The following is a 22604-nucleotide window of genomic DNA, read 5'->3' on the forward strand; positions in this document are numbered from 1 at the left end:
GACCGTGACCCCCGCCCCGTCGTCCACCGCCCCCTCGTCCGCCCCGCCGGCGGACGAGGCGGGCCCCCGCCCCCGCACCGGCTGGCGCGACGTCGCGAACTGGGCCGACTGGGCCGCGCTCGTCGGGCTCGTCGTCCTCGTCGTCGTCTTCCAGGCGCTCAACCCGACCTTCCTCAGCGCGGGCAACATCCAGTCGATGCTCGTCGCGGCCGCGATCCTCGTCGTCCTCGCCGTGGGCCAGACCTTCGTCGTCGCGACGAGCGGCATCGACCTCTCGATCGCGTCGACGATGACCCTCGCGGCCGTCGTCCTCGGGATCGTCTTCACCTCCGGCGCCGGCCTGCTGCCCGCGGTCGTCGCGGCCGTCGTCGCCGGCGGCCTCGTCGGGCTCGCGAACGGCCTGCTCGTCGCCCGCGGAAAGATCACCGACTTCATCGTCACCCTCGGGTCGCTCTCCGCGGCCTCCGGGCTGGCCCTGGTCCTCTCCGACGGCAAGCCGGCGACGATCATCAGCGCGCCGCTGCTGCGCCTGTCGACCGGGTCGGTCGGGATCATCGGCTACTCGGTGGTCGTCGCGGCGGCGATCGCCGTCGGCGCGCACGTGGTCCTCTTCCACACGCGGTTCGGCACCCACGTGCTCGCGACCGGGGGCAACGCCGAGGCGGCCAACGCCACCGGCGTGCGCACCGCCCGGGTCAAGACGGCGGTCTACGTCATCGCCGGCCTGCTCGCCGGGGTCGGGGCCGTGCTCCTCGTGGCCCGCGTCGGCGCCGCCGAGCCCGCGGCCAACACCGCCTTCCTGCTCAACAGCGTCGCCGCGGTCGTCCTCGGCGGGGTCAGCCTCTTCGGCGGACGGGCCACGGTGCTCGGGCCGGTCATCGGCGCGCTCCTGCTCACGGCGCTCGTCAATGGCCTGACCCTGCTCGGGGTCTCGCAGTTCTACCAGCCCCTGTCCGTCGGCGTCGTCGTCGTCGCGGCGGCCTTCCTCACGAGGTTCCAGAAGTGACCAGCACCCAGACCGCGGGGACGCCCCTCGCCCACGACGTCCCCGCCGACGCACTCCTCGACGTCCGCGACGTCAGCCTCTCGTTCGGGCAGGTCCGCGCGCTGCGCGACGTGACGATGCACGCCCGCCGCGGCGAGGTCACCGCGATCGTCGGCGACAACGGCGCCGGCAAGAGCACGCTCATCCGCTGCATCAGCGGGATCCACCGGCCCGACGCCGGCACCATCCGGTTCGACGGCGCGGACACCGGCTTCCGCTCGCCCGAGGACGCCCGCGAGGCGGGCATCGAGACCGTCCACCAGAACCTCGCGCTCGTCGAGGACCTCACGGTGTGGCAGAACCTCTACCTCAACCGCGAGCTGACCCGCGGCGTCGGGCCGTTCCGCGTCCTCGACCGGAAGGCGATGCGCGCCGGCGCGGCCGAGAAGGTCTCGGGCCTCGCGGTCAACGTCCCCGCGGTCGGCTCGCGGGTGCGGCGCCTCAGCGGTGGGCAGCGGCAGGCGGTGGCCATCTGCCGGGCCGCCGGGTTCGCCTCGAAGCTCATCATCATGGACGAGCCGACGGCCGCCCTCGGCGTCCAGGAGACCGCCAAGGTCGAGCGGCTCGTCGAGGACCTGCGCGGGCAGGGCCACGCGATCGTCCTCATCAGCCACAACTTCGCCCAGGTGCTGCGGCTCAGCGACGCCGTCTGGGTCATGCGGGCCGGGCGCTGCGTCGCCGGCCGCCGCACAGCGCAGACCGACGGCGACGAGATCGTCGGCCTCATCACCGGCGCCCGCCCGGGCGACCACGAGGCCGTGCCCGCCGGCGCGGCCTCCCCGACGGAAGGACCCACCCCGTGACCGCGAACCCCCTCGGCATCCACGCCCTCGTCTGGGTCGGTGACACCTCCCCGGAGTCCGTCGCCGCCGCCGTCGAGCGCACCGCCGCGACCGGCTTCGACCTCCTCGAGTTCTCGCTGCACGACTCGGTCAACCTCGACCGCGCCGCCACCCGGGCGGCCCTCGAGGCCCACGGGCTGCAGGCCGCCTGCTCGCGGGGGCTCGCGCCGGATGCCGACGTCTCGAGCGAGGACCCGGCCGTCGTCTCCCGCGGCGCCGAGCTGCTCCAGGAGTCGCTCGCGGTGACGGCCGACATCGGCGGCACCGTCCTGACCGGTGCGCTGTACAGCGCCTTCGGCAAGGCGGCCGCGCCGCTCACCGCGAAGGGCCGGGCCAACGTCGTCGCCGTCCTCAAGGACCTCGCCGTCGACGCGGCCGCCCGGGGCGTCACGCTCGGGCTCGAGGTGTGCAACCGCTACGAGACCAACGTCGTCAACACCGCACGCGACGCGGTACGCCTCGCCGACGACATCGGCGCGGACAACGTCGTGGTGCACCTGGACACGTACCACATGAACATCGAGGAGGACTCGATGAGCGACCCCGTGCGCGAGGTCGGCGACCGCCTCGGCTACGTCCACGTCGGCGAGAACCACCGCGGCTACCTCGGCTCCGGCCACCTCGACTTCGAGGGCTTCTTCGGGGCCCTCGCCGACATCGGGTACCGCGGCCCGGTGACCTTCGAGTCGTTCTCGTCGGCCGTGCTCGCCCCGGGGCTGAGCAACGACCTGGCCATCTGGCGCAACCTCTGGTCCGACGGCACCGACCTCGCGCGGGAGGCGCACGGCTTCCTCACGGCGGGCCTGGACCGGGCCCACGCCGCCGTCGCGCGATGATGGGCCGATGAGCGCCGGCCCCCGACCGTCCGACACCGCCCCCGAGGGTCTCGGCGAGCTCGCCGACCTCGCCGAGACCCTGGTCGGGTCGGCCGGTGACGGACGCGCGCTGCTCGGCGTCGCCGGCGTGCCGGGGGCGGGCAAGTCGACGCTCGCGGAGGCGCTCGTCGCCGAGCTCGCCCGACGGCACGGGGACGGCTGGGTGGCCCAGGTGCCGATGGACGGCTACCACCTCGCGGACGTGCAGCTCGAGCGGCTCGGCCTGCGCGACCGCAAGGGCGCCCCGGCCACGTTCGACGCGCTCGGGTACGCGGCGCTGCTGCGCCGCCTGCGGGAGGACCCCGAGCGCGACGTCTACGCGCCGGGGTTCGAGCGGGTGCTGGAGCAGCCGATCGCCGGCGCCGTGGTCGTGCGCGGCGGGACGCGGCTCGTCGTCACCGAGGGCAACTACCTGCTGCTGGAGGGGGACTGGCGCGAGGCGCGCGAGGCCCTCGACGCCGTCTGGCTCGTCGACGGGGACGACGCCGTCCGGCGCCGCCGGCTGCTGGCCCGGCACGTCGAGTTCGGCAAGACGCCGGAGGAGGCCGCGGCCTGGGTGGCGGCGGTGGACGACCGCAACGCCGAGCTCGTGCGCGAGCGGGCCGGGGCGGCCGACCGTGTCGTGCTCGTCACCGACGGCGGCTGGGAGCTCGCGCGCGGCTGACCCTCGCTCGCGTCGCCCCATCTGTTGCCAGCAAAAACTCTGACCGACAGGCGAATTCGCCTTCTCGAACCCTTGTTCGAACGGCCCCGCGGCGGTAGGCTGGGACCACGAGGGGAGGGGGAGCCGATGCAGTCCCAGACCACGGCGCGACCGGGTCCGCGCGAGGTCGCCGAGGCGGCCCGCAGGGCGCGGCAGGTGGTGGGCGCGGTCCTCTCCCCGGCCGGTGCCCGCGGCTCGAGCGAGGAGTGGGCCGCCGCCCTCGGGGAGCTCCGGGCCCTGGCCGACGTCGTCGAGGCGGCCGAGGCCGAAGCGGCCGTGCGCCTGGCGGCCATCGAGCCGCTCGTCCTCGAGACCGGCGAGCTCGTCGAGACCCACCGTGCGCCCGGCCACGTCTCGCTCGACGCGCCGTCGATCGTCTCCGGGGTGCTGGGGATGACGGCCGTCCACGCCGAGCGCTGGGTGCGCGACGCCGTCCGCCGCGCCGCCGACGGCCCTGACGGGACCGACACGGCGACCGGCCTCGGCGCGCTCCACCTCGCCATGGCGCAGGGGCGCCTGGACGGGTACCGCGCGGGCGTCGTCGCCCGCGAGCTCGAGGAGGTCCCGGCGCAGGTCGCCGCCACCGTGCTCGAGGCCGTCGACGCGTACCTCGGCGTCGAGGACGCGCCCCGCCTGCGCCGCCGGGTGCGGCGGGTTCTGGCCCGCATCTCGCCGGACCTGTTGCGGCAGAGGGCGGTCCGGGCCCGGGCGGCGTCGTCGCTGCGCCGCTGGGTCGACGAGCCGGGCACCGACACCTGGCTCGGCACCTTCCCCTCCGAGGAGGCCTGTCGGGCGTGGGCCGCCATCGACGCGCTCGCGCAGCGCCTCGTCGCCGACGGCACCTGCGAGGGCATCGACCGGGCACGGGCCCGGGCGCTCACCGACCTCGTGACGGGTAGCGCGACCATCGACCTCCGGGTCCACGTCGTGACCGTCGTCCCGGACGGCGACCCCGACGGCGAGGTCCGGCCGGCGGGGTCGGCGGTTGCCACGCGGCCGACCGACCTCGTGACCGTGCACGGCGCTGCGCCCGGCGAGCCCGTCCTCGTCGCCCGTGACTGGCTGGAGCGTGCCGTGGCCGCCACCTCCTCCCGCACCGACCACCTCGGGCGGGTCGTCGTCGACCCCTCGAGCGGTGCCCTCGTGCCGGTCGACGACACCGGGACCGACGGCTACCGGCCGGCGGCCGGGCTCGCACGGCTCGTGCGGGCGCGGGACGGGCGCTGCCGCTTCCCGGGGTGCCACGTCGCCGCCCGGTTCTGCGACCTCGACCACGTCGTGCCCTGGCCCGTCGGGCCCACGACGGCACGCAACCTCGTGTGCCTGTGTCGGCGGCACCACCGCACCAAGCAGCGGCCGGGATGGTCGGTCGTCCTCCACCCGGACGCCACTACGACCTGGGTGGACCCGACCGGTCGGCGCCGGACCACGCATCCGCTGGACCACCGGCCGGTCGTCCTGCCCGACACCGGGTCCGACGCCGACCAGCCGGCGCGCCCGGCCGGTGCGGCGCCGAGCCACGCACCCCACTCCGTCCTCGAGCACCTGCTCGAGCACGGCGGGCCGCCGCAGCCCTCGCGGGGCTGCCGGGTCGAGGTCCACCGCCCCCGCGGTCGGCCGCCGGGCCGGCTCGTCGTCGAGCTCACGCCGCACCCCCGGCGGCGCCGCTCGACGCCGCCCGCGTCACCCCCGTTCTGAGCCGCCCGGTGAGCCTCGACGGGCGTAGCGTCCCGAGGATGAGCATCCGCCTCGGCTACCAGATCCCGAACTTCAGCTACCCCGGGGGCGACCCCGCGCGCATCGTGCCGACCGTGGTCCAGCAGGCGCAGGAGGCGGACGCCGCGGGCGTGGACGCCGTCCTCGTGATGGACCACTTCTACCAGCTGCCCGGCATCGGCGAGCCGGACCAGCCCATGCTCGAGGCCTACACGCTGCTCGGCGCGCTCGCGACGGCCACCGAGCGGGTGCAGCTCTCGACGCTCGTCACCGGCAACACCTACCGCAACCCGACGCTGCTCGCGAAGGAGGTGACGACCCTCGACCTCGTGAGCGGCGGACGCGCGGTGCTGGGCCTCGGCGCCGGCTGGTTCGAGCTCGAGCACCGGCAGCTGGGCTTCGAGTTCGGCACCTTCACCGACCGCTTCCAGCGGCTCGAGGAGGCGCTGTCCATCATCGAGCCGATGCTGCGCGGTGAGCGGCCGACGGTCTCCGGCGAGTGGTACCGCACGGAGTCGGCGATGAACGAGCCGCGGCTGCGCGACGACCTGCCGATCCTCCTCGGCGGTGGGGGAGAGCGGAAGACGTTCAAGTACGCGGCTCGCCACGCGGCGCACCTCAACCTCATCTGCAACGCGACCGAGATCCCCCGCAAGCTCGAGGCCCTCGCCGCCCGGTGCGAGGAGGAGGGGCGCGAGCGCTCGACGCTCGAGACCAGCTACCTGGCCTTCGTGATGATGGACGAGGACGGCGACGCGGCGCGCCGCCTGCACCGGGACTTCCTCGCCGCCCGTGGCGTCGACCTCGACGCGATGGACGAGGACCAGCGGCGCGCCTCGACCGACCGGCAGTTCGCCGGCACGCCCGAGGAGGTGGCCGGGCAGCTGCAGGAGCGGGTGCTCGACCACGGGGTCGACGGGCTCATCGTCAACATGGTCGCCAACGGCCACGAGCCGGGGGTCGTCTCGATGATGGCCGAGGCGCTGGCGCCCCTCGTGCGGTCGCGCTGACCCGCCCGCGGGGCGCCGCAGGCGTCAGGCCTCGGGCTCGACCCGGGGGGAGGCGCCCTGCAGCTCGTCGATGAGCTCGGAGGCGTGCGCCTTGGTCAGGTTCTCCGGCACCTCGCGCCCGGCCTCGCGGGCGAGGGTCGAGAGGTAGCTCAGCTGGGGGCCGGTGGCGGGCTCGTCACCGGTCGCCCACTGCTCCGGCGGCTTCGTGGCGTCCTGGGGGTCCTGGATCGGGTCGGTCTGGGCGGGGTTCTGGTCCTGGGTGCTCATCCCTGCACGCTACGGACCGGGTCCGACAGGTCGCCCCGCCGTGACCGACCCACGGGGTCCGTGTATCACCCGGGTGCGGCGTCGTCTCCTGCCGCGTGACCACCCACGCACCCGGGAGACGCCATGGCCACCATCCCCGTCCGCCTCCGCCTGGAGAAGCTCTTCTGCTACCACGGCGCCGACGAGAGCGACAGCGAGCCGTACCTGTGGACCGTCGTCGTGACCCTCGACGGCCGCACCATCACGCACCGGCCGGACGCGCCCTCGCTCGACGGGGCTCCCGGCATCTGGTCCTCGCCGGGCAGCCACGGCAGCCTGGGCGGGCCGGTGGGCATCGGCGAGAACCGGACCGTGCCGGCCGCGGTCGGCCACCACGACACCACGCTCGAGCCCATCGTCATCACCGCGGCCGGGCACCGGGTCGAGGTGCCGGGACGGCTCGTGCTCGTCGCGATCCTCCTCGAGGACGACATGACCTCCGACGAGGGGGCCGAGGCCGCGCACGCCAAGGTCGTCGACCTCCTGCGCACCGAGCTGACCGAGGCCGTCGCCGACCTCGACCTCGACGGCGTCGGGGCGAAGATCCTCCGCGGCCTCGCCGAGGGCCGCACGGCGCAGGACGTCGCCACCGAGTACCTGCAGCAGCGGATGAAGCGCGTCGTCGACCGGCTGAACCGCTACGCGCAGGACGTGGCGATCGCGGCCATCGTGCGCGAGCTGAGCTTCCCCGCCGCGGTGGTCGAGGCCTCCGACCCGGACGACTTCCAGGGCATCGTCGTCCGTTCGTGGAGCCAGGACGAGATCGCGGCGAGCGACACCCACCGCCGCCTCGCCGTCGACGAGCTGATCTACGACCACGGGGCGGGCCACCGGGAGGCCTCCGCCTACAACTACGCCCTCCACGGGCACGTCTGGCAGCCGATCGAGGAGTTCTGGGTCCCGGTGGCGGACACCCTGCCGCCGGGGCGGTGGCAGGTGACCGGCATCCAGCGGACCGGGCGCAAGCCCTTTATCAGCACCCTCGGCGGGGTGCTGCCCGACGGCAGCCCATGGGCGATGTCGAAGAGCCGGGTGATGGACCTGCTGCGCGCCGGCACGCACACGTTCTTCGTGCGCGGCGAGACCGGTGCCGAGGCCGACGTCGTGACGACCGAGAACGAGGACAACCCCTACTTCCCCTACCTGGCGACGGTCGCGGACGCCGACCCGACGAACAACCTCTCGACGCTCCCGCCGTGCACGGTGGCCATCCGGCACACCCGCCCGGCGCCCTGACGTCTGGCTGACTGGTCGGGACGGCCCCGGGACAGCGACAACCCCGCACGTGCGGGCTTTTCGTGGTCGGGACGGCCCCGGGCCAGCGGTAACCCCGCAGGTGCGGGCTTTCCGTGGTCGGGACGGCGAGGCAACAGCGATAACCCCGCAGGTGCGGGCTTTCCGTGGTCGGGACGGCGAGGCAACAGCGATAACCCCGCAGGTGCGGGCTTTTCGTGGTCGGGACGGCGAGGCGACAGCGATAACCCCGCACGTGCGGGCTTTTCGTGGTCGGGACGGCCCCGGGACAGCGGTAACCCCGCACGTGCGGGCTTTTCGGCTGGGGTCCTGGTCGGGGGGAACATCCGTGCCCACCCGAGGGTTGAGCCTGGTGGACGCAAGTTTCGGCCCAACGATTTGTGCAGGATGGTCGGCGGGGCTAACTTGAGTGATAACGACTCAACCCAGTCCGTGGGCGCACCGCCCCGGCCCAGCACCACACCAAGGAGCACCACACATGGCACGTGCAGTCGGCATCGACCTCGGCACCACCAACAGTGCCGTCGCCGTCCTCGAGGGTGGCGAGCCCACCATCATCGCGAACGCCGAGGGCGGTCGCACCACCCCCTCCGTCGTCGCCTTCTCCAAGGGCGGTGAGGTCCTCGTCGGCGAGATCGCCAAGCGCCAGGCCGTGACCAACGCCGACCGGACGATCCGCTCCGTCAAGCGCCACATGGGCACCGACTGGGCCTCCGACGACGTCGACGGCAAGACGTACAACGCGCAGGAGATCAGCGCGCGCATCCTCCAGAAGCTCAAGCGCGACGCCGAGTCCTACCTCGGCGAGACCGTCACCGACGCCGTGATCACCGTGCCGGCGTACTTCGACGACCACGAGCGCCAGGCCACGAAGGAGGCCGGCGAGATCGCGGGCCTCAACGTCCTGCGCATCGTCAACGAGCCGACCGCGGCCGCGCTCGCGTACGGCCTCGACAAGGGCAAGGAGGACGAGCTCATCCTCGTCTTCGACCTCGGTGGCGGCACCTTCGACGTGTCCCTCCTCGAGGTCGGCAAGGACCCCGACGACGGCTTCGCGACCATCCAGGTCAAGGCGACCTCCGGTGACAACCAGCTCGGTGGTGACGACTGGGACGAGCGCGTCGTCGGGCACCTGCTGACCACGGTCAAGAACACCTCGGGCGTCGACCTGTCCAAGGACAAGATCGCGATGCAGCGCCTGCGCGACGCGGCGGAGCAGGCCAAGAAGGAGCTCTCGTCGGCCAGCTCGACGAACATCTCCCTCCAGTACCTCTCGATGTCCGAGAACGGCCCGATCCACCTCGACGAGACGCTGACCCGCGCCCAGTTCGAGCAGATGACCAAGGACCTGCTCGACCGCACGAAGCAGCCGTTCCAGAACGTCATCAAGGACGCCGGCATCTCCGTCGGCGAGATCGACCACGTCGTCCTCGTCGGTGGCTCGACCCGCATGCCGGCCGTCAGCGCCCTCGTCAAGGAGCTGACCGGCGGCAAAGAGCCCAACAAGGGCGTCAACCCGGACGAGGTCGTCGCCCTCGGCGCGTCCCTCCAGGCCGGTGTCCTCAAGGGTGAGCGCAAGGACGTCCTCCTCATCGACGTCACGCCGCTGTCGCTGGGCATCGAGACCAAGGGTGGCCTGTTCACCAAGCTCATCGAGCGCAACACCGCCATCCCGACCAAGCGCAGCGAGGTCTTCTCGACGGCCGAGGACAACCAGCCGTCGGTGCTCATCCAGGTCTTCCAGGGCGAGCGCGAGATCGCGCAGCAGAACAAGCCGCTCGGCACCTTCGAGCTCTCCGGCATCGCGCCCGCGCCGCGCGGCGTGCCGCAGGTCGAGGTCACCTTCGACATCGACGCCAACGGCATCGTCAACGTCTCCGCGAAGGACCGGGGCACCGGCAAGGAGCAGAAGATCACCATCTCCGGCGGCTCCGCGCTGTCGAAGGAGGAGATCGAGCGGATGGTCAAGGACGCCGAGGCGCACGCCGAGGAGGACAAGAAGCGCCGCGCCGAGACCGAGACGCGCAACATGGGCGAGACCCTCGTGTTCTCGACCGAGAAGTTCCTCTCGGAGTCCGGGGACAAGGTCTCGGACGAGCACCGCGCCCCCGTCGACGCGGCCCTCGCCGAGCTCAAGGACGCCATCAAGCCCGACAGTGGCGCCTCGACCGAGGACATCCAGGCCAAGATCGACCAGCTGAACAAGGTCTCCCAGGAGATGGGCGCGGCCGTCTACGCCGCGGCCGCCGAGCAGGGCGAGTCGGCGGACGTGCCCGGCGCCGAGGCGACCGACGGCAGCACCACCGGCGCCTCGGACGACGACGTCGTCGACGCCGAGGTCGTCGAGGACGACGAGGAGAAGAAGTGACCGACTCCTCGATGGACGACTCGGTGAACACCGAGGCGGTCAACGACGAGCCGCAGCGCGGTGAGGAGGCGGCCCCGGCACAGTCCGGGGCCGCCGCCCCCGGCGGGGTGCCCGCGGGCGAGCCCGCGGAGGCCCCGGCCGAGGGCGCCGCGCCCGCCGGCGAGGGCCACCCCGACACGGTCCTCGCGGCCGAGCGCCTCGCCGACCTCCAGCGTCTCCAGGCCGAGTACGTCAACTACAAGCGCCGCGTCGACCGGGACCGCGCCGTCGTCCAGGAGCGTGCGGTCCACGACGTCCTGGAGTCGATGCTCGCCGTCCTCGACGACATCCACGCCGCGCGCGAGCACGGCGACCTCGTCGGGCCGTTCGCGGCGATCGCCGACAAGCTCGAGGGCACCCTCGGGCGCTACGGCCTCGAGCGTTTCGGGGCCAAGGGCGAGGAGTTCGACCCGCAGCTGCACGAGGCGCTCATGCACGCCCCGTGGCCGGCCGGCGACGACGAGCTCCCGAGCGGCGCGAGCGCGACGACCGTCGTCACCGTCCTCCAGCCCGGCTACCGTGCCGGTGAGCAGGTCCTGCGTCCTGCCCGCGTCGCGGTCGCCGACCCCGACTGACAGCGACCGGAAGGAGGCGCCGATGGCCAGCCAGGACTGGTTCGAGAAGGACTTCTACGCCATCCTCGGCGTCCCGAAGGACGCCGACGCGGCGGCGATCAAGAAGGCCTACCGCAAGCTCGCGAAGCAGCACCACCCCGACCGCAACGCGGGGGACGCCGCGGCCGAGCAGCGCTTCAAGGACGTCGGGGAGGCGCACGCCGTCCTCTCCGACCCCAAGCAGCGCCAGGAGTACGACGCCGTCCGGTCGATGGCCGGCGGCGGCGCCCGTTTCCGCGCCGGGGCCGGCGGTCCCGGCGGGGCGACCGGGTTCGAGGACATCTTCAGCGCCTTCGGGAGCGGCGGGGCCGGCGGCAGCCGGGTCCGCTTCTCCTCCGGGGGGCCCGGTCAGGGCCAGCCCGGCGGCGAGGACATCAACGACCTGCTTTCGCAGATGTTCGGCGGCGGGGCCGGTGGTGCCCGTGGCGGCGACCCGTTCGCGAGCGGCTTCCGCGGCGCGCGCGGTCCCCGGCCGGGTGCGGACGTCAACGCCCGCACGACGCTCGGGTTCCGCGACGCCGTCGAGGGCTCGACGGTGACGCTGACGACCGCCGACGGCGCGCGGGTCACGACGAAGATCCCCGCCGGCGTGCGCGACGGCCAGAAGATCCGCCTGCGCGGCAAGGGCGGCGAGGGCGACCCCGGCGCCCCCAAGGGCGATCTCATCCTCACGGTGAGCGTCGAGAAGCACCCGGTGTTCGGGCGCGACGGCGACCACCTGACCGTCGACCTGCCGGTCACCTTCGCCGAGGCCGCCCTCGGGGCCACCGTCGCCGTGCCGACGCTCGACGGCACCCCGGTGCGCGTCAAGGTCGCGCCGGGCACCCCGAGCGGCCGCGTGCTGCGGGTCAAGGGCCGCGGCGTCGCCGGGCGCCACGGCACCGGCGACCTCCTGGCCCGCGTCCAGGTCGTCGTCCCGCAGCGGCTCACCGACGAGGCCCGCGCCGCCGTCGAGACGCTGCGCGACGCCGAGGCCGGCGCCGACCCCCGCGCCACCCTGTTCCAGCAGGCCGCGACCTGACCGGAGGTGCACCGATGGCCCGTCTCGACGTCACCGCGTTCGGCCCCGACGACGACACTCCCGTGTTCGTCATCTCGGTCGCGGCCGAGCTCGCCGGGATGCACGCGCAGACCCTGCGGCAGTACGACCGGATGGGTCTCGTCACGCCCTCGCGCACCAAGGGCGGCGGGCGGCGCTACAGCCAGCGCGACGTCGCCCTGCTGCGCGAGGTGCAGCGGCTCTCGCAGGACGAGGGCGTCTCGCTCGCCGGCATCGCCCGCATCCTCGAGCTCGAGAACCAGGTCGATGCCCTGCGCGCCCGGGTCGCCGAGCTGAGCGCGCAGGTCGAGGCGCTCGAGGCCGGCAGCGGGCGCACGACCCGGGTCTTCTCCGTCAGCCCGGCGGGCGACGTCTACGCGGCGCGGCTCGGCGAGCGCCCCCGCTCCGCCGCGCGCAGCCAGGCGCTGGTCGTCTGGCGCGGCCCGCAGCGCCACTGATCCTCACAAAGTCGGGTGGGGGACCGGCGTCAGCGGCGGGCCGGCAGGCGCGTGATCCAGTAGGAGGCGGTCGCCGGTGACGCGACCCCGAAGCGCGCGTTGACCGCCCAGAGCGCGCCGCCCGCGAGCGTGGCGGTCGACGGGACGTCGAGCGTCTCGTCGGTCAGGGCGCCGCGCCAGCGCGCGACCCATCCGCGGCGGTCACGACCGAGCCGGAGCACCGACACCTCGGCCTGGCCCGAGCCGCGCACGACGTAGAGCGTCGAGCCGGAGCGCTCGATGCCGTCGCCGCCGGTGATGCCCGGACCGCCCTGCACGTCGACCTCGCGGACGCGGCCGGTGCGGGTGTCGACGACCCAGAGACCGCCGGCCGTGCTGTGGTCGAGCACGGCGCTGCACCCGTCGAGGGCGCGGATGCCGTTGGCCGCGAGGTTCGTCCCGTCGTAGCCCGGCCAGTCACCGCCGAGCGGCACGAAGCGCGGGGACGCGCCACGGACGGGCCGGCCGTCGCGCCCGAGCCGGATCACGGTGAGCCGGTCGACGCGGGAGTCGGTGACCCACACCGCGTCCCGGGTGACGTCGAGGTCGTTGAGGAACCCGCCGCCCGGGACGACGACGTCGGTGACGACGGTGCCGCGTCGGCCGTCGACCGCCCAGACGTGCGCCTCGGTGCCGACGTTGCCGACCGCCCAGACGAGCCCGGAGCGCGCGTCCCACCGCAGGCCGCGCAGCTGCCGGCCCGTGGCGCCCGGCAGGAGGACGCGGCTCGTCCCGCGGCGCAGGTCGCCCGTGACGATGCGGCCGTCGTTGAGCGAGCCGACGTAGTAGGTCGTGCCGGGGCCGGAGGTGATGCCCTCGGGCTGGATGCCGTCCGGCAGCCGGACGGTCTCAGGGAGGCGGCCGCCGTGGTGGCGTCCGTCGGCCGCCGCGGACGGCGCGAGGGAGAGGCCGGTGGCGCCGAGGACGCCGACCGCGCCCGCGGTCAGCGCCGAGCGGCGGGTGAGGGAGGTCGTCGGGCGGGCTGGCTGCGTCAGGGTGTCCATGGTCCACGGTGGCCCGGTCGTGCCGGGGAGGGCGCGGGGGAGTCCGGCGGGACGCGGAGCCGTCGAACCTCGTCCGGCGGCCGGTCCTCGTCGCGAACGCGTGTGAAACCGCCGGAGGAGACCGGCGGGTTCACACGCGTTCGCGGGAGGGTCAGGGGGTGGTGAGGGCGGGGCGGCGGACACGCGCCGCCGCGGAGAGGACGACGAGCGCGGCGACGACCGCGGCGAGCCCGACGATCGCCGAGCGCGGCTCGTCGGTCAGGCGGCCCCACGCGATCCAGCCCAGCCCCCACGCCATCGCGACCGCGACGGCCCAGCGGCCACCGAGGCGGCGGGCGAAGAGGACCCCGAGACCCGCGGCCACGGCGAGGACGACGACGGCGAGGACCTCCGCGACGAGACCGGAGGGGTCGATACCGCTCTCGATGAGCGTCGTCGTGACGTTGGCGACCGTGGCGACGGTGACCCAGCCGAGGTAGAGGCCGAAGGTGCCGTCGACGAGCACCGTCTCGGCGTGCCCGTAGGACGGGTTCTCCTGGAGCCGGCGCACGAGCAGGCCGAGCGTCAGCGCGAGCGCGACGATGACGACGACGCTGGCCCAGAGCCATCCCTGCTGGGTCACGAGCAGCCACGCGGCGTTGAGGACCATCGAGACGGCGGCGAGCCAGCCGATGGCGCGGTGGCGGCGGTCGCTCGCCTGCTGCGGCAGCCACTGCCAGACCGTGTAGCCGAGGAGACCGATGTAGATCGGCGTCCAGATCGAGAACGCCGGCCCGGCCGGGGCGACGAGCGTGGCGTCGGCGGCCAGCGCCCCGCCCGAGGACTCCTCGACACGGGTGCCGATGACGCCTACCCCGACGAGGGTGCCGACGACGCAGAACACCTCCGCGAGGGTGACGCCCACCTGCCGGAGGCGGTCGGCCGAGGTGGGGGCGGTCGAGGTGACGGTCGCGGCGCTCATGCACCGACGCTAGCGGGGCGCTCGGACGCCCGGCCGCGACAGCGGCGCGACGGGCGTCGGAGCGTCCATACTCGGCGGATGACCGAGCACCTCATCGTCTTCCCGGACCGCGAGACCGCCGAGGACGTGGCGGAGGGGTTGCGCGAGGACGGGTTCGACGACGTCCGTGTCGTCCGGGAGGCGCTGGCCGGCGAGGACGACGCCGAGGACCACGAGTGGGGCGTGCTCGTGCAGGAGGAGACGGTGATCGACGAGAGCCGGCCGGTCGCCCAGGGGCTGCGCGACCGCTTCGCCGCCCTCGCCGAGGAGCGCGGCGGCTGGTACGACCCCGACCCGGCGGGGTGAGAGGAGCGGGAGGGCGCGAACGGCTGGCGGGAGCACATTGAGCGGAATACACTCAACTTTGGTGAGCGTTGCTCCGGATGACGTCACCACCCCACCGCACGACCAGGAGACACGACCCGGATGGAGCTCAAGCCGACGACGAAGGTCGCGGAGGCCCTCGCGCTCGCCCAGCGCGCCGCGCAGACCGCCGGCCACGCCGAGATCACGCCCGACCACCTGACGAGCGCCGCCGTGCGCCTCGACACGCCCCTCGCCGACGCGCTGCTCACCGCCGCCGGCACCGGCGCCCAGCACGTCCTCGGCCAGGCCGACGCCCGGCTGCGCGCCCTCCCGACGACGAGCGGCGCCACCGCGCAGCCGCCGACCTTCGGCCGCGAGGCCGTCGCCGTGCTCCAGCAGGCCGACACCCTCATGCGGGCCAAGGGCGACTCCTTCCTCGCCCTCGACCTCGTCCTCCTCGCGCTCGCCGAGACCGGCCACCTCGCGGCGGTCGAGAAGCGCGGCGCGGCCGACATCGAGCGCACCATCGACGAGCTGCGCGGCGGGCGCACCGTCACCTCCGAGACGCAGAGCGAGACGGGCGAGGCGCTCGCGCAGTACGGCACCGACCTCACGCAGGCCGCGCGCGACGGCAAGCTCGACCCGGTCATCGGTCGTGACGAGGAGATCCGCCGCGTCGTGCAGGTGCTCTCGCGGCGCACGAAGAACAACCCCGTCCTCATCGGCGAGCCCGGTGTCGGCAAGACCGCCGTCGTCGAGGGCCTCGCCCAGCGCATCGTCGACGGCGACGTCCCCGAGTCGCTGCGCGACAAGCGGCTCGTCAGCCTCGACCTCGCGGCGATGGTCGCCGGCGCGAAGTACCGCGGCGAGTTCGAGGAGCGACTCAAGGCCGTCCTCGAGGAGATCAAGGGCAGCGACGGCCAGGTCGTCACGTTCATCGACGAGCTGCACACCGTCGTCGGCGCCGGGGCGAGCGGGGAGTCGGCGATGGACGCCGGCAACATGCTCAAGCCGATGCTCGCGCGCGGCGAGCTGCGCCTCGTCGGCGCGACGACGCTCGACGAGTTCCGCGAGCACATCGAGAAGGACCCCGCCCTCGAGCGCCGCTTCCAGCAGGTGTTCGTCGGCGAGCCGTCCGTCGAGGACACCGTCGCCATCCTCCGCGGCCTCAAGGAGCGCTACGAGGCGCACCACAAGGTCGAGATCGAGGACAGCGCGCTCGTCGCCGCCGCGGCGCTCTCGGACCGGTACATCACCGGCCGCAAGCTGCCGGACAAGGCGATCGACCTCGTCGACGAGGCCGCGTCGCGGCTGCGGATGGAGATCGACTCCAGCCCCGTCGAGATCGACGTCCTGCGTCGCCAGGTCGCCCGGCTGAAGATGGAGGAGCTCCACCTCGGGCGCGAGACCGACGAGGCCTCGCAGGAGCGGCTCGGTCGGCTGCGGGCCGACCTCGCCGACGCCACCGAGCAGCTCGACGCGCTCAACGCCCGCTGGGCCGCCGAGAAGGAGGGCCTCAACCGGGTCGGCGACCTCAAGGCCCACCTCGACCAATTGCGGACTGAAGGCACGCGCCTGCAAAGAGAGGCCAATGAAGAGGTCGATCCTGTCTCGCGAGAAGCAAAGTACGCAATGGCTGGTGCCATCCTTCTCGAGCAGATCCCCGCGCTCGAGAAGGAGCTCGACGCCGCGCAGGCCGCCGAGACCGCGCTCGAGGGCGCGGACCTCATGGTCAAGGAGCGCGTCGGCGCCGACGACATCGCCGAGGTCATCGCGGCGTGGACCGGCATCCCCGCCGGGCGGCTGCTCCAGGGCGAGACCGAGAAGCTGCTCTCGATGGAGTCGATCATCGGCGCGCGGCTCATCGGCCAGTCCTCCGCCGTGCGTGCGGTGTCGGATGCCGTGCGCCGCAGCCGGGCCGGCATCGCCGACCCCGACCGGCCGACCGGCTCGTTCCTCTTCCTCGGGCCGACCGGTGTCGGCAAGACCGAGCTCGCGAAGTCGCTGGCGGACTTCCTCTTCGACGACGAGCGGGCGATGGTCCGCCTCGACATGTCCGAGTACTCGGAGCGCCACTCCGTCGCCCGGCTCGTCGGCGCGCCCCCCGGCTACGTCGGGTACGAGGAGGGCGGCCAGCTGACCGAGGCCGTGCGCCGGCGCCCGTACTCCGTCGTGCTGCTCGACGAGGTCGAGAAGGCCCACCCGGAGACGTTCGACATCCTCCTGCAGGTGCTCGACGACGGCCGGCTCACCGACGGGCAGGGCCGGACGGTCGACTTCCGCAACGTCATCCTCGTCATGACGAGCAATCTCGGATCGCAGTACCTCATCGACCCGACGCTCGACCCCGAGGCGCGGCGCAACGCCGTGATGGCGGCGGTGCGGGGCGCGTTCAAGCCCGAGTTCCTCAACCGGCTCGACGAGGTCGTCGTCTTCGACCCGCTCTCCCGCGACGAGCTCGCGCACATCGTCGACCTTCAGGTGCGGGCGCTCTCGACCCGGCTGCACGACCGCCGGATCACCCTCGAGGTGTCGGCGGACGCCAAGGAGTGGCTCGCCGCGACCGGGTACGACCCGGCGTTCGGGGCCCGGCCGCTGCGCCGGCTCGTCCAGAAGGAGGTCGGCGACCGCCTGGCCACCGCCCTCCTCGCCGGCCGCGTCCGGGACGGCGACACCGTGCGGGTCGACCTCGACGCCGCCGGCGACGCCCTCACCCTCGCCTGACCCCACCCGCCTCGCCTTTTCGGGGTGACCCCGAAATGTCCACGAGACCCCGGTTCCGAACCGGGGCTTCGTGGGCGAACCCCCGTGTCGCGGACCGGTCGGACCTGACGTGGCCCGCCCGCGCGCCGGTTACCCTGACCGCCATGCGCCGCCGCCTGCTCCCCGCCCTCCTCCTGGCCGCGGCCGTCGCGCTCCCCGCCGGGTGCTCCGACGAGGAGGAGGCGCCCGCGAAGACCCCGACCCAGCGCCTCGAGGCCGCCCGGGCCGCGCTCGAGCAGGCCGGCAGCCTCACGCTCGACCTCAAGAGCACGGACGTCCCCGCGCGCACGAACGGCGTGACCGCCGCGACCGGGCAGGGCGTCGTCAGCCCCACCGAGCCGAAGTTCAAGGGCACGATCACCGGCACCGTCAAGGGCGTCGGCGCCACCGTCGAGGTCATCGCGATCGGCGACGAGACGTGGCTCAAGCTCTTCACCCCCGACTTCGAGCCGTTCGACCTCTCGACGCTGAACGCCCCCAACCCGGCGACCTTCTTCGACCCGTCCAAGGGCATCGCCGGCCTGCTCCCCGAGACGACGTCGCCGACCGCCGGCGGCCAGGTGCGGGCCGGCCGCGACATCCTCACCCAGGTCACGGGCACCCTTCCGGCGCAACGGGTCGAGGGCCTCTTCCACCTCGGCGAGGGCGACGGCACGTACGAGGTCACCTACGGCCTGACCGACGCCGACCAGCTGCGCACCGCGACCCTCGTCGGCCCCTTCTTCGGCGGGTCGGACTCGACGTACACGCTGACGCTCACCGGGTACGGCGCCCCCGTTGCCATCGACCGCCCCTAGGGCGCTGCTCGGCGCCGCGTCCGTCGCCGTCGCGCTCGCCGCCGCCGACACCTACGTCGTCGTCCTCGCCCTCACCGACATGATGCGCGGGGTCGGCGTCGGCATCGACTCGCTGCAGCGCGCGACGCCCATCGTCTCCGGGTTCCTCCTCGGCTACGTCGCCGTGCTGCCGCTCGTCGGGCGGGTCGCCGACGTCGTCGACCGCCGGCGGGTCCTCCTCGCCTGCCTCGGCGTCTTCGTCGTCGGGTCGGTCGTCACGGCGCTGGCCACCGAGCTGCCGGTGCTCGTCACCGGGCGGGTCGTCCAGGGCGCCGGGGGCGGGGGGCTCGTCCCCGCGACCCTCGCGCTCGTCGCCGACCTCTGGCCGCCCGGCCGTCGCGGCGTCCCGCTCGGGGTCGTCGGGGCCGTGCAGGAGCTCGGCTCCGTCCTCGGGCCGGTGCTCGGTGCCGCGGTGCTCGCGGTCGCCGACTGGCGGGCCATCTTCTGGTTCGGCGCGGTGGCGGGGGTGGTGCTGGCCGGCGCGGTCGTCGTCACGGGGGGCGGTGTGCCGCAACGTCCCCGCCTTCTCCCCACCGTCCTCGGGGTGCTCGCCGGCGGTGTCGGCTGGTTGGCCCTCGCGGCGCCGGACGCGCTCGTGACGAGCGTGTCGCTGGGCGTCCCGTTCGTCCCCTTCGGCGACGCGACCTCGCGCCTCGCGACCCCGATCGGCGTGCTCGCTCTCGTGCTCCTCGTCGCCGCGCTGGGCGCTTGGCTGCGGGGGCGCTGGGCCGCGGTCCGGCGCGTCGACCTGCTCGGCGCCGCCCTCGTCGGCGGAGCGCTCGGCTGCGTGGTCCTCACCTTCGCCGCCGCGCAGCCCGAGCGCGAGGTCGTCGGCCCGCTCGGCTACGCGCTGCTGCCCGTCGCCGCCCTCCTCGCGCTCGCCTACCTCGTCCACCACCGCCGGGCGGTCGCGCCGCTCGTCCCGCGCGGGCTGGTGCGCGGGCGCCTGGTCCGCGCGCTCGTCGTCTCGCTGCTCGTCGGGGTCGCCCTCGTCGCCGTCGTCGTCGACGTGCCGCTCATGGCGCGGGTCGTCCTGAGCGGCGACGAGACCGAGGCGGCCTTCGTCCTCGTCCGCTTCCTCCTCGCCGTCCCCGTCGGTGCGCTCGCCGGCGGGTGGGCGCTGCGCCGCGCCGGCGCGGGACCCGTCGCCGGAACCGGGCTGGGGCTGACCGCGCTCGGGCTCGGGGTGATGTCCACGTGGGGGGCGACCTCGCTCTCGGGATGGTCCGCCACCCCGGTGCTGGCGGTGACCGGGCTCGGCATCGGCCTGGCGCTGGCCCCCGTCAACGACGCCGCGCTCGCCGAGTCGTCCGAGGACACGCACGGAGCCGCCTCCTCGCTCGTCGTCGTCGCCCGGATGGTCGGGATGGTCGTCGGGCTCGCGCTCCTCACGGCGATCGGGCTGCACCGCTACTACGGAGCGGTGGCCGCGCTCCCGGACCCGACCGACGCCGACGCGCTGCGCTCAGCGGCCGTCGTCCAGGTCACCTCGGTGTTCCGGGGCGCCGCCCTCGCCGCGCTCGCGGGGGCCGCCGTCGCGCTGACGCTGGGCCGCCGCGCGGGCCGTCCGGACACCGCGGACCGCGCAGCCTCCGGGACCCCGCACCGGGCGTAGCGTCGGGGGCATGGCCTCCGTCAACGACCTGCTCACCGACGCCCTCGACCGGGTGCGCGACACCGTCCACGGCCTGCTCGACGACGTTCCCGAGGACAGGCTCGCCCAGCCGCCCGCCGACGGTGCGAACACCGTCGCGTGGCTCGTGTGGCACCTGACCCGCGTCCTCGACACCCACGTCGCCGACGCCTTCGACCGCGACGTCGTGTGGACCTCCGGCGGATGGTTCGAGCGTTTCGGGCTGCCCTTCCCCGCCAGCGCGCACGGTTACGGGATGTCCTTCGACGACGTCCGTGCGGTGCGCGCCTCCGCCGATGACCTGCGCGGCTACTTCGACGCGACGCACGCGATGGTCACCGACGCCCTCGCCGAGGTGACCCCCGAGTCGCTCGACCGCGTCGTCGACGAGGACTGGGACCCGCCCGTGACGCTGGCCGTCCGGCTCGTCAGCGCGCTCAACGACGCGACGCAGCACGTCGGCCAGGCCTCCTACGCCGCGGGGATGCTCGACCGCGCCTGACACACGTCCGCGGGAGATCGGGCGCTGGGAACCGGTCGGGCGCTCCCGAGCGGCGAGGATCGGCAGATGCCCGAGCTGCCCGAGGTCGAGTCCGCCCGCGCCGTCATCGAGCGGGGAGGGCTGCACCGCACCATCGTCGACGTCGACGACTCCGACACGTGGGAGTGCCGGCCGCACCGCCCCGGCGAGATCCGGGACGCGCTGGTCGGGCACCGGCTGACCGCCGCCCACCGTCGCGGCAAGTCCATGTGGTGCGAGCTCGGCGGAGACGCGCCGACGCTCGGCATCCACCTCGGGATGAGCGGGCGCATCGTGGTCACCGGGCCGGACGGCGACGACGTCGGCGGCGACTACGTGCCGCCGCGGCGCTCGGCCCGCACCCCGAAGGAGGAGTGGTACCGCTTCTCGCTGACGTTCGAGGGCGGCGGCCGGCTGCGGCTGCTCGACCCTCGGCGCCTCGGCCGGGTCCGGCTCGACCCCGACGTCGACGCCCTCGGCCCGGACGCCGCCGAGATCGGGCGCGGGGAGTTCCGCGAGCGCGTCGGCCGGGGGCGGGCGCCCGTCAAGGCCCGCCTGCTCGACCAGTCGGTGATCGCCGGGGTCGGCAACCTCCTCGCCGACGAGGTGCTCTGGCAGGCCGGGGTCGACCCGCGCCGCACCGTCGACACGCTCGGGACCGACGACCTCGACGCCCTGCGACGCAGCCTGCGCGCAGCCGTCCGGACCGCCGTGCGGCAGGGCGGCGTCCACACCCTCGAGGTCGTCGCGCACCGCGGGTCGTCGGGGCACTGCCCGCGCTGCGGCAGCGAGATGGCCCGGGCGACCGTCGGCGGGCGCACGACGTGGTTCTGCCCCCGCGAGCAGCACTGACCTCCCTCGTCGGTCCCGGCTACACCGCAGTAAGTGACGCCCCAGCGACACGTACTGCGGTGTAGCGCGCGACGCGGCGGGATGCGGGGTGCGGCGCGCGGCGAGGCACGCACCGGTCAGGCGCGGCGGCGGGTGCCCGGGCTCGTGCCGGCGCCGTCAACGCCGACGGGCACGGGCAGCGGCGCCACGCCGGTCAGCCACTTGCGGTACCGGACCCGGTCGCCCCAGCGCGCGAGCTCGTCCCAGAGCGCGGCGTGCGCGGCCCACGGCAGCGGGTCGGCGCCGGAGCGCCACGACGCCCCGAAGGACACCCACACCGGCACCCAGCCCTCGGCGTCGTCCCAGGCGCCGCGGCGCGCCATGAGGACCCGGCGCCGGTACTGGAACGCCCGCCGGGGGCCGTCGCCCGGCACGGGCGCGGTCGCCATCGGCCAGACGCGCAGGTCGAGGTGCATCAGGGCGACCTCGAGCGCGCCGAGGACCGCCGGGTCGACGAGGACCGTCGCGACGTTCTCGTGGGGCGGGCGGGTCATCACCGCACCGTAACCCCGGGCACCGACGCCCGTCACGCCCCTCCCGCGGGACGGGCGCTCAGGCGTCGAGCTGCACGACGACCGGCGCGTGGTCGCTGGCACCGGTGCCCTTGCGCTCCTCGCGGTCGATGGCGGCCCCCGCGACGCGCGAGGCGAACGACGGCGAGCCGAGGACGAAGTCGATGCGCATCCCGCGCTTCTTGGGGAAGGCGAGACGCTGGTAGTCCCAGTACGTGTACGCCCCCGGGGTGTGCGGGCGGACGACGTCGACGAAGCCGGCGTCGAGGAAGGCCGCGAACGCGGCGCGCTCCGGCGGGCTGACGTGCGACTTGTCGAGGTAGTACTCCATCGACCAGACGTCCTCGTCCTGCGGCGCGATGTTCCAGTCGCCGCACAGGGCGACGGGCGTGCCGTCGGCGGCCCACTCGACCGCGCGGTCGCGCAGCCCGCGCAGCCAGGTCAGCTTGTAGTCCATGTGCGGGTCGTCGAGGGCGCGGCCGTTGGGGACGTAGACCGACCAGACGCGCACGCCGCCGCACGTCGCGCCGATGGCCCGGGCCTCCGGCGCGAGCGGCTCGCCCCACCCGGGGTCGCCGTCGAAGCCGACCTGCACGTCGTCGAGCCCGACCCGCGAGAGCAGCGCGACCCCGTTCCACTGGTTGAGGCCGTGGTGCGCGACCTCGTAGCCGAGGGCGCGCAGCCGCTCGTACGGGAACTGCTCGTCCTTGGCCTTGGTCTCCTGCATCGCGAGGACGTCGACGTCGGCCCGCTGCAGCCAGGCCTCGACACGGTCGATGCGGGAGCGGATGGAGTTGACGTTCCAGGTGGCGATGCGCACGCGGCCACCCT

22 protein-coding genes are annotated in these 22604 nt (G+C 74.3%); 17 read left to right on the forward strand and 5 right to left on the reverse strand.

The genetic code is table 11. The features are described from left to right. The first annotated feature begins 4 nt into the window (after positions 1-4). The 6 genes from IG69_RS0101285 to IG69_RS0101310 all read left to right on the forward strand — a co-directional run bounded on the left by IG69_RS0101285 (position 5) and on the right by IG69_RS0101310 (position 6191). Positions 5-1006, forward strand: a complete 1002-nt coding sequence (locus IG69_RS0101285) for an ABC transporter permease (RefSeq protein WP_030526379.1) — start codon at positions 5-7, stop codon at positions 1004-1006. Next, on the forward strand, positions 1003-1848 hold the full coding sequence (locus IG69_RS0101290; protein ID WP_051749993.1) for an ATP-binding cassette domain-containing protein: 846 nt from the start codon (positions 1003-1005) through the stop codon (positions 1846-1848). The genes IG69_RS0101285 and IG69_RS0101290 overlap by 4 nt, the downstream gene beginning before the upstream one ends. Continuing rightward, positions 1845-2723: a sugar phosphate isomerase/epimerase family protein gene (locus IG69_RS0101295; RefSeq protein WP_030526381.1), complete on the forward strand. Its 879-nt coding sequence runs from the start codon at positions 1845-1847 to the stop codon at positions 2721-2723. The genes IG69_RS0101290 and IG69_RS0101295 overlap by 4 nt, the downstream gene beginning before the upstream one ends. A gap of 7 nt (positions 2724-2730) precedes the next feature. Beyond that, positions 2731-3426 carry a nucleoside/nucleotide kinase family protein gene (locus IG69_RS0101300; protein ID WP_030526382.1) on the forward strand — a complete coding sequence of 232 codons (696 nt, stop codon included), beginning with the start codon at positions 2731-2733 and terminating at the stop codon, positions 3424-3426. Between the two features lie 126 nt (positions 3427-3552). Beyond that, positions 3553-5163, forward strand: a complete 1611-nt coding sequence (locus IG69_RS20725) for an HNH endonuclease signature motif containing protein (RefSeq protein ID WP_030526383.1) — start codon at positions 3553-3555, stop codon at positions 5161-5163. Between the two features lie 38 nt (positions 5164-5201). After that, entirely contained in the window at positions 5202-6191 is a 990-nt protein-coding gene (locus tag IG69_RS0101310; RefSeq protein WP_030526384.1) for an LLM class F420-dependent oxidoreductase, read from the forward strand. A gap of 24 nt (positions 6192-6215) precedes the next feature. On the opposite strand, the gene IG69_RS0101315 is transcribed toward IG69_RS0101310, so the two are convergent. After that, positions 6216-6458, reverse strand: a complete 243-nt coding sequence (locus IG69_RS0101315; RefSeq protein WP_030526385.1) for a DUF3072 domain-containing protein — start codon at positions 6456-6458, stop codon at positions 6216-6218. A gap of 123 nt (positions 6459-6581) precedes the next feature. Here IG69_RS0101315 and IG69_RS0101320 point away from each other — a divergent pair, with 123 nt between their 5' ends. From IG69_RS0101320 to IG69_RS0101340, 5 genes are all read left to right on the forward strand, one after another. Next, entirely contained in the window at positions 6582-7733 is a 1152-nt protein-coding gene (locus IG69_RS0101320; RefSeq protein WP_030526386.1) for a DUF3892 domain-containing protein, read from the forward strand. Between the two features lie 496 nt (positions 7734-8229). After that, a complete protein-coding gene (gene dnaK / locus IG69_RS0101325; RefSeq protein ID WP_030526387.1) occupies positions 8230-10119 on the forward strand; it encodes a molecular chaperone DnaK in 1890 nt (629 codons plus the stop codon). Then, complete coding sequence (gene grpE, locus IG69_RS0101330; RefSeq protein WP_030526388.1) at positions 10116-10733, forward strand: nucleotide exchange factor GrpE; 618 nt, start codon at positions 10116-10118, stop codon at positions 10731-10733. The genes dnaK and grpE overlap by 4 nt, the downstream gene beginning before the upstream one ends. A 22-nt stretch (positions 10734-10755) precedes the next feature. Then, positions 10756-11793, forward strand: coding sequence for a DnaJ C-terminal domain-containing protein (locus IG69_RS0101335; protein ID WP_030526389.1), 1038 nt, complete (start codon positions 10756-10758; stop codon positions 11791-11793). A 14-nt stretch (positions 11794-11807) separates the two neighbouring features. Then, positions 11808-12269, forward strand: coding sequence for a heat shock protein transcriptional repressor HspR (locus IG69_RS0101340; protein WP_030526390.1), 462 nt, complete (start codon positions 11808-11810; stop codon positions 12267-12269). A gap of 29 nt (positions 12270-12298) precedes the next feature. On the opposite strand, the gene IG69_RS0101345 is transcribed toward IG69_RS0101340, so the two are convergent. Further along, complete coding sequence (locus tag IG69_RS0101345) at positions 12299-13312, reverse strand: SMP-30/gluconolactonase/LRE family protein (RefSeq protein WP_051749995.1); 1014 nt, start codon at positions 13310-13312, stop codon at positions 12299-12301. Between the two features lie 151 nt (positions 13313-13463). Further along, on the reverse strand, positions 13464-14273 hold the full coding sequence (locus IG69_RS0101350; RefSeq protein ID WP_030526392.1) for a TspO/MBR family protein: 810 nt from the start codon (positions 14271-14273) through the stop codon (positions 13464-13466). Between the two features lie 78 nt (positions 14274-14351). On the opposite strand from IG69_RS0101350, the gene IG69_RS0101355 reads away from it, so the two are divergent. The 6 genes from IG69_RS0101355 (at position 14352) to IG69_RS0101380 (ending at position 21222) form a co-directional block, all read left to right on the forward strand. Continuing rightward, complete coding sequence (locus IG69_RS0101355; protein ID WP_030526393.1) at positions 14352-14618, forward strand: ribonuclease E inhibitor RraB; 267 nt, start codon at positions 14352-14354, stop codon at positions 14616-14618. A gap of 120 nt (positions 14619-14738) precedes the next feature. Continuing rightward, positions 14739-17342: an ATP-dependent Clp protease ATP-binding subunit gene (locus IG69_RS0101360; protein WP_030526394.1), complete on the forward strand. Its 2604-nt coding sequence runs from the start codon at positions 14739-14741 to the stop codon at positions 17340-17342. Positions 17343-17485: 143 nt separating this feature from the next. Further along, a complete protein-coding gene (locus tag IG69_RS0101365) occupies positions 17486-18178 on the forward strand; it encodes an LppX_LprAFG lipoprotein (RefSeq protein ID WP_030526395.1) in 693 nt (230 codons plus the stop codon). Further along, positions 18159-19832, forward strand: a complete 1674-nt coding sequence (locus tag IG69_RS0101370) for an MFS transporter (RefSeq protein WP_036828628.1) — start codon at positions 18159-18161, stop codon at positions 19830-19832. The genes IG69_RS0101365 and IG69_RS0101370 overlap by 20 nt, the downstream gene beginning before the upstream one ends. Positions 19833-19842: 10 nt before the next feature. Then, positions 19843-20352, forward strand: coding sequence for a mycothiol transferase (locus IG69_RS0101375; RefSeq protein WP_030526397.1), 510 nt, complete (start codon positions 19843-19845; stop codon positions 20350-20352). A gap of 66 nt (positions 20353-20418) precedes the next feature. Next, positions 20419-21222 (forward strand): DNA-formamidopyrimidine glycosylase family protein, encoded by an 804-nt coding sequence (locus IG69_RS0101380; RefSeq protein WP_030526398.1) that lies wholly within the window; start codon positions 20419-20421, stop codon positions 21220-21222. 116 nt (positions 21223-21338) lie between these two features. Here IG69_RS0101380 and IG69_RS0101385 read toward each other — a convergent pair whose 3' ends face one another. Both IG69_RS0101385 and IG69_RS0101390 read right to left on the reverse strand, forming a co-directional pair. Further along, positions 21339-21755: a hypothetical protein gene (locus IG69_RS0101385; protein ID WP_051749997.1), complete on the reverse strand. Its 417-nt coding sequence runs from the start codon at positions 21753-21755 to the stop codon at positions 21339-21341. A gap of 58 nt (positions 21756-21813) precedes the next feature. Further along, a complete protein-coding gene (locus tag IG69_RS0101390) occupies positions 21814-22593 on the reverse strand; it encodes an exodeoxyribonuclease III (RefSeq protein ID WP_030526400.1) in 780 nt (259 codons plus the stop codon). Positions 22594-22604 lie beyond the last annotated feature (11 nt).

Source organism: Phycicoccus jejuensis (assembly GCF_000720925.1).
Taxonomy (GTDB): Bacteria; Actinomycetota; Actinomycetes; order Actinomycetales; family Dermatophilaceae; genus Phycicoccus; species Phycicoccus jejuensis.

Coding starts and splice junctions, on each gene's coding strand:
- IG69_RS0101300 (WP_030526382.1), top strand. CDS start 2,731: ATGAGCGCCGGCCCCCGACCGTCCGACACCGCCCCCGAGGGTCTCGGC.
- IG69_RS20725 (WP_030526383.1), top strand. CDS start 3,553: ATGCAGTCCCAGACCACGGCGCGACCGGGTCCGCGCGAGGTCGCCGAG.
- IG69_RS0101310 (WP_030526384.1), top strand. CDS start 5,202: ATGAGCATCCGCCTCGGCTACCAGATCCCGAACTTCAGCTACCCCGGG.
- IG69_RS0101315 (WP_030526385.1), bottom strand. CDS start 6,458: ATGAGCACCCAGGACCAGAACCCCGCCCAGACCGACCCGATCCAGGAC.
- IG69_RS0101320 (WP_030526386.1), top strand. CDS start 6,582: ATGGCCACCATCCCCGTCCGCCTCCGCCTGGAGAAGCTCTTCTGCTAC.
- dnaK (WP_030526387.1), top strand. CDS start 8,230: ATGGCACGTGCAGTCGGCATCGACCTCGGCACCACCAACAGTGCCGTC.
- IG69_RS0101335 (WP_030526389.1), top strand. CDS start 10,756: ATGGCCAGCCAGGACTGGTTCGAGAAGGACTTCTACGCCATCCTCGGC.
- IG69_RS0101340 (WP_030526390.1), top strand. CDS start 11,808: ATGGCCCGTCTCGACGTCACCGCGTTCGGCCCCGACGACGACACTCCC.
- IG69_RS0101345 (WP_051749995.1), bottom strand. CDS start 13,312: ATGGACACCCTGACGCAGCCAGCCCGCCCGACGACCTCCCTCACCCGC.
- IG69_RS0101350 (WP_030526392.1), bottom strand. CDS start 14,273: ATGAGCGCCGCGACCGTCACCTCGACCGCCCCCACCTCGGCCGACCGC.
- IG69_RS0101355 (WP_030526393.1), top strand. CDS start 14,352: ATGACCGAGCACCTCATCGTCTTCCCGGACCGCGAGACCGCCGAGGAC.
- IG69_RS0101360 (WP_030526394.1), top strand. CDS start 14,739: ATGGAGCTCAAGCCGACGACGAAGGTCGCGGAGGCCCTCGCGCTCGCC.
- IG69_RS0101365 (WP_030526395.1), top strand. CDS start 17,486: ATGCGCCGCCGCCTGCTCCCCGCCCTCCTCCTGGCCGCGGCCGTCGCG.
- IG69_RS0101375 (WP_030526397.1), top strand. CDS start 19,843: ATGGCCTCCGTCAACGACCTGCTCACCGACGCCCTCGACCGGGTGCGC.
- IG69_RS0101380 (WP_030526398.1), top strand. CDS start 20,419: ATGCCCGAGCTGCCCGAGGTCGAGTCCGCCCGCGCCGTCATCGAGCGG.
- IG69_RS0101385 (WP_051749997.1), bottom strand. CDS start 21,755: ATGACCCGCCCGCCCCACGAGAACGTCGCGACGGTCCTCGTCGACCCG.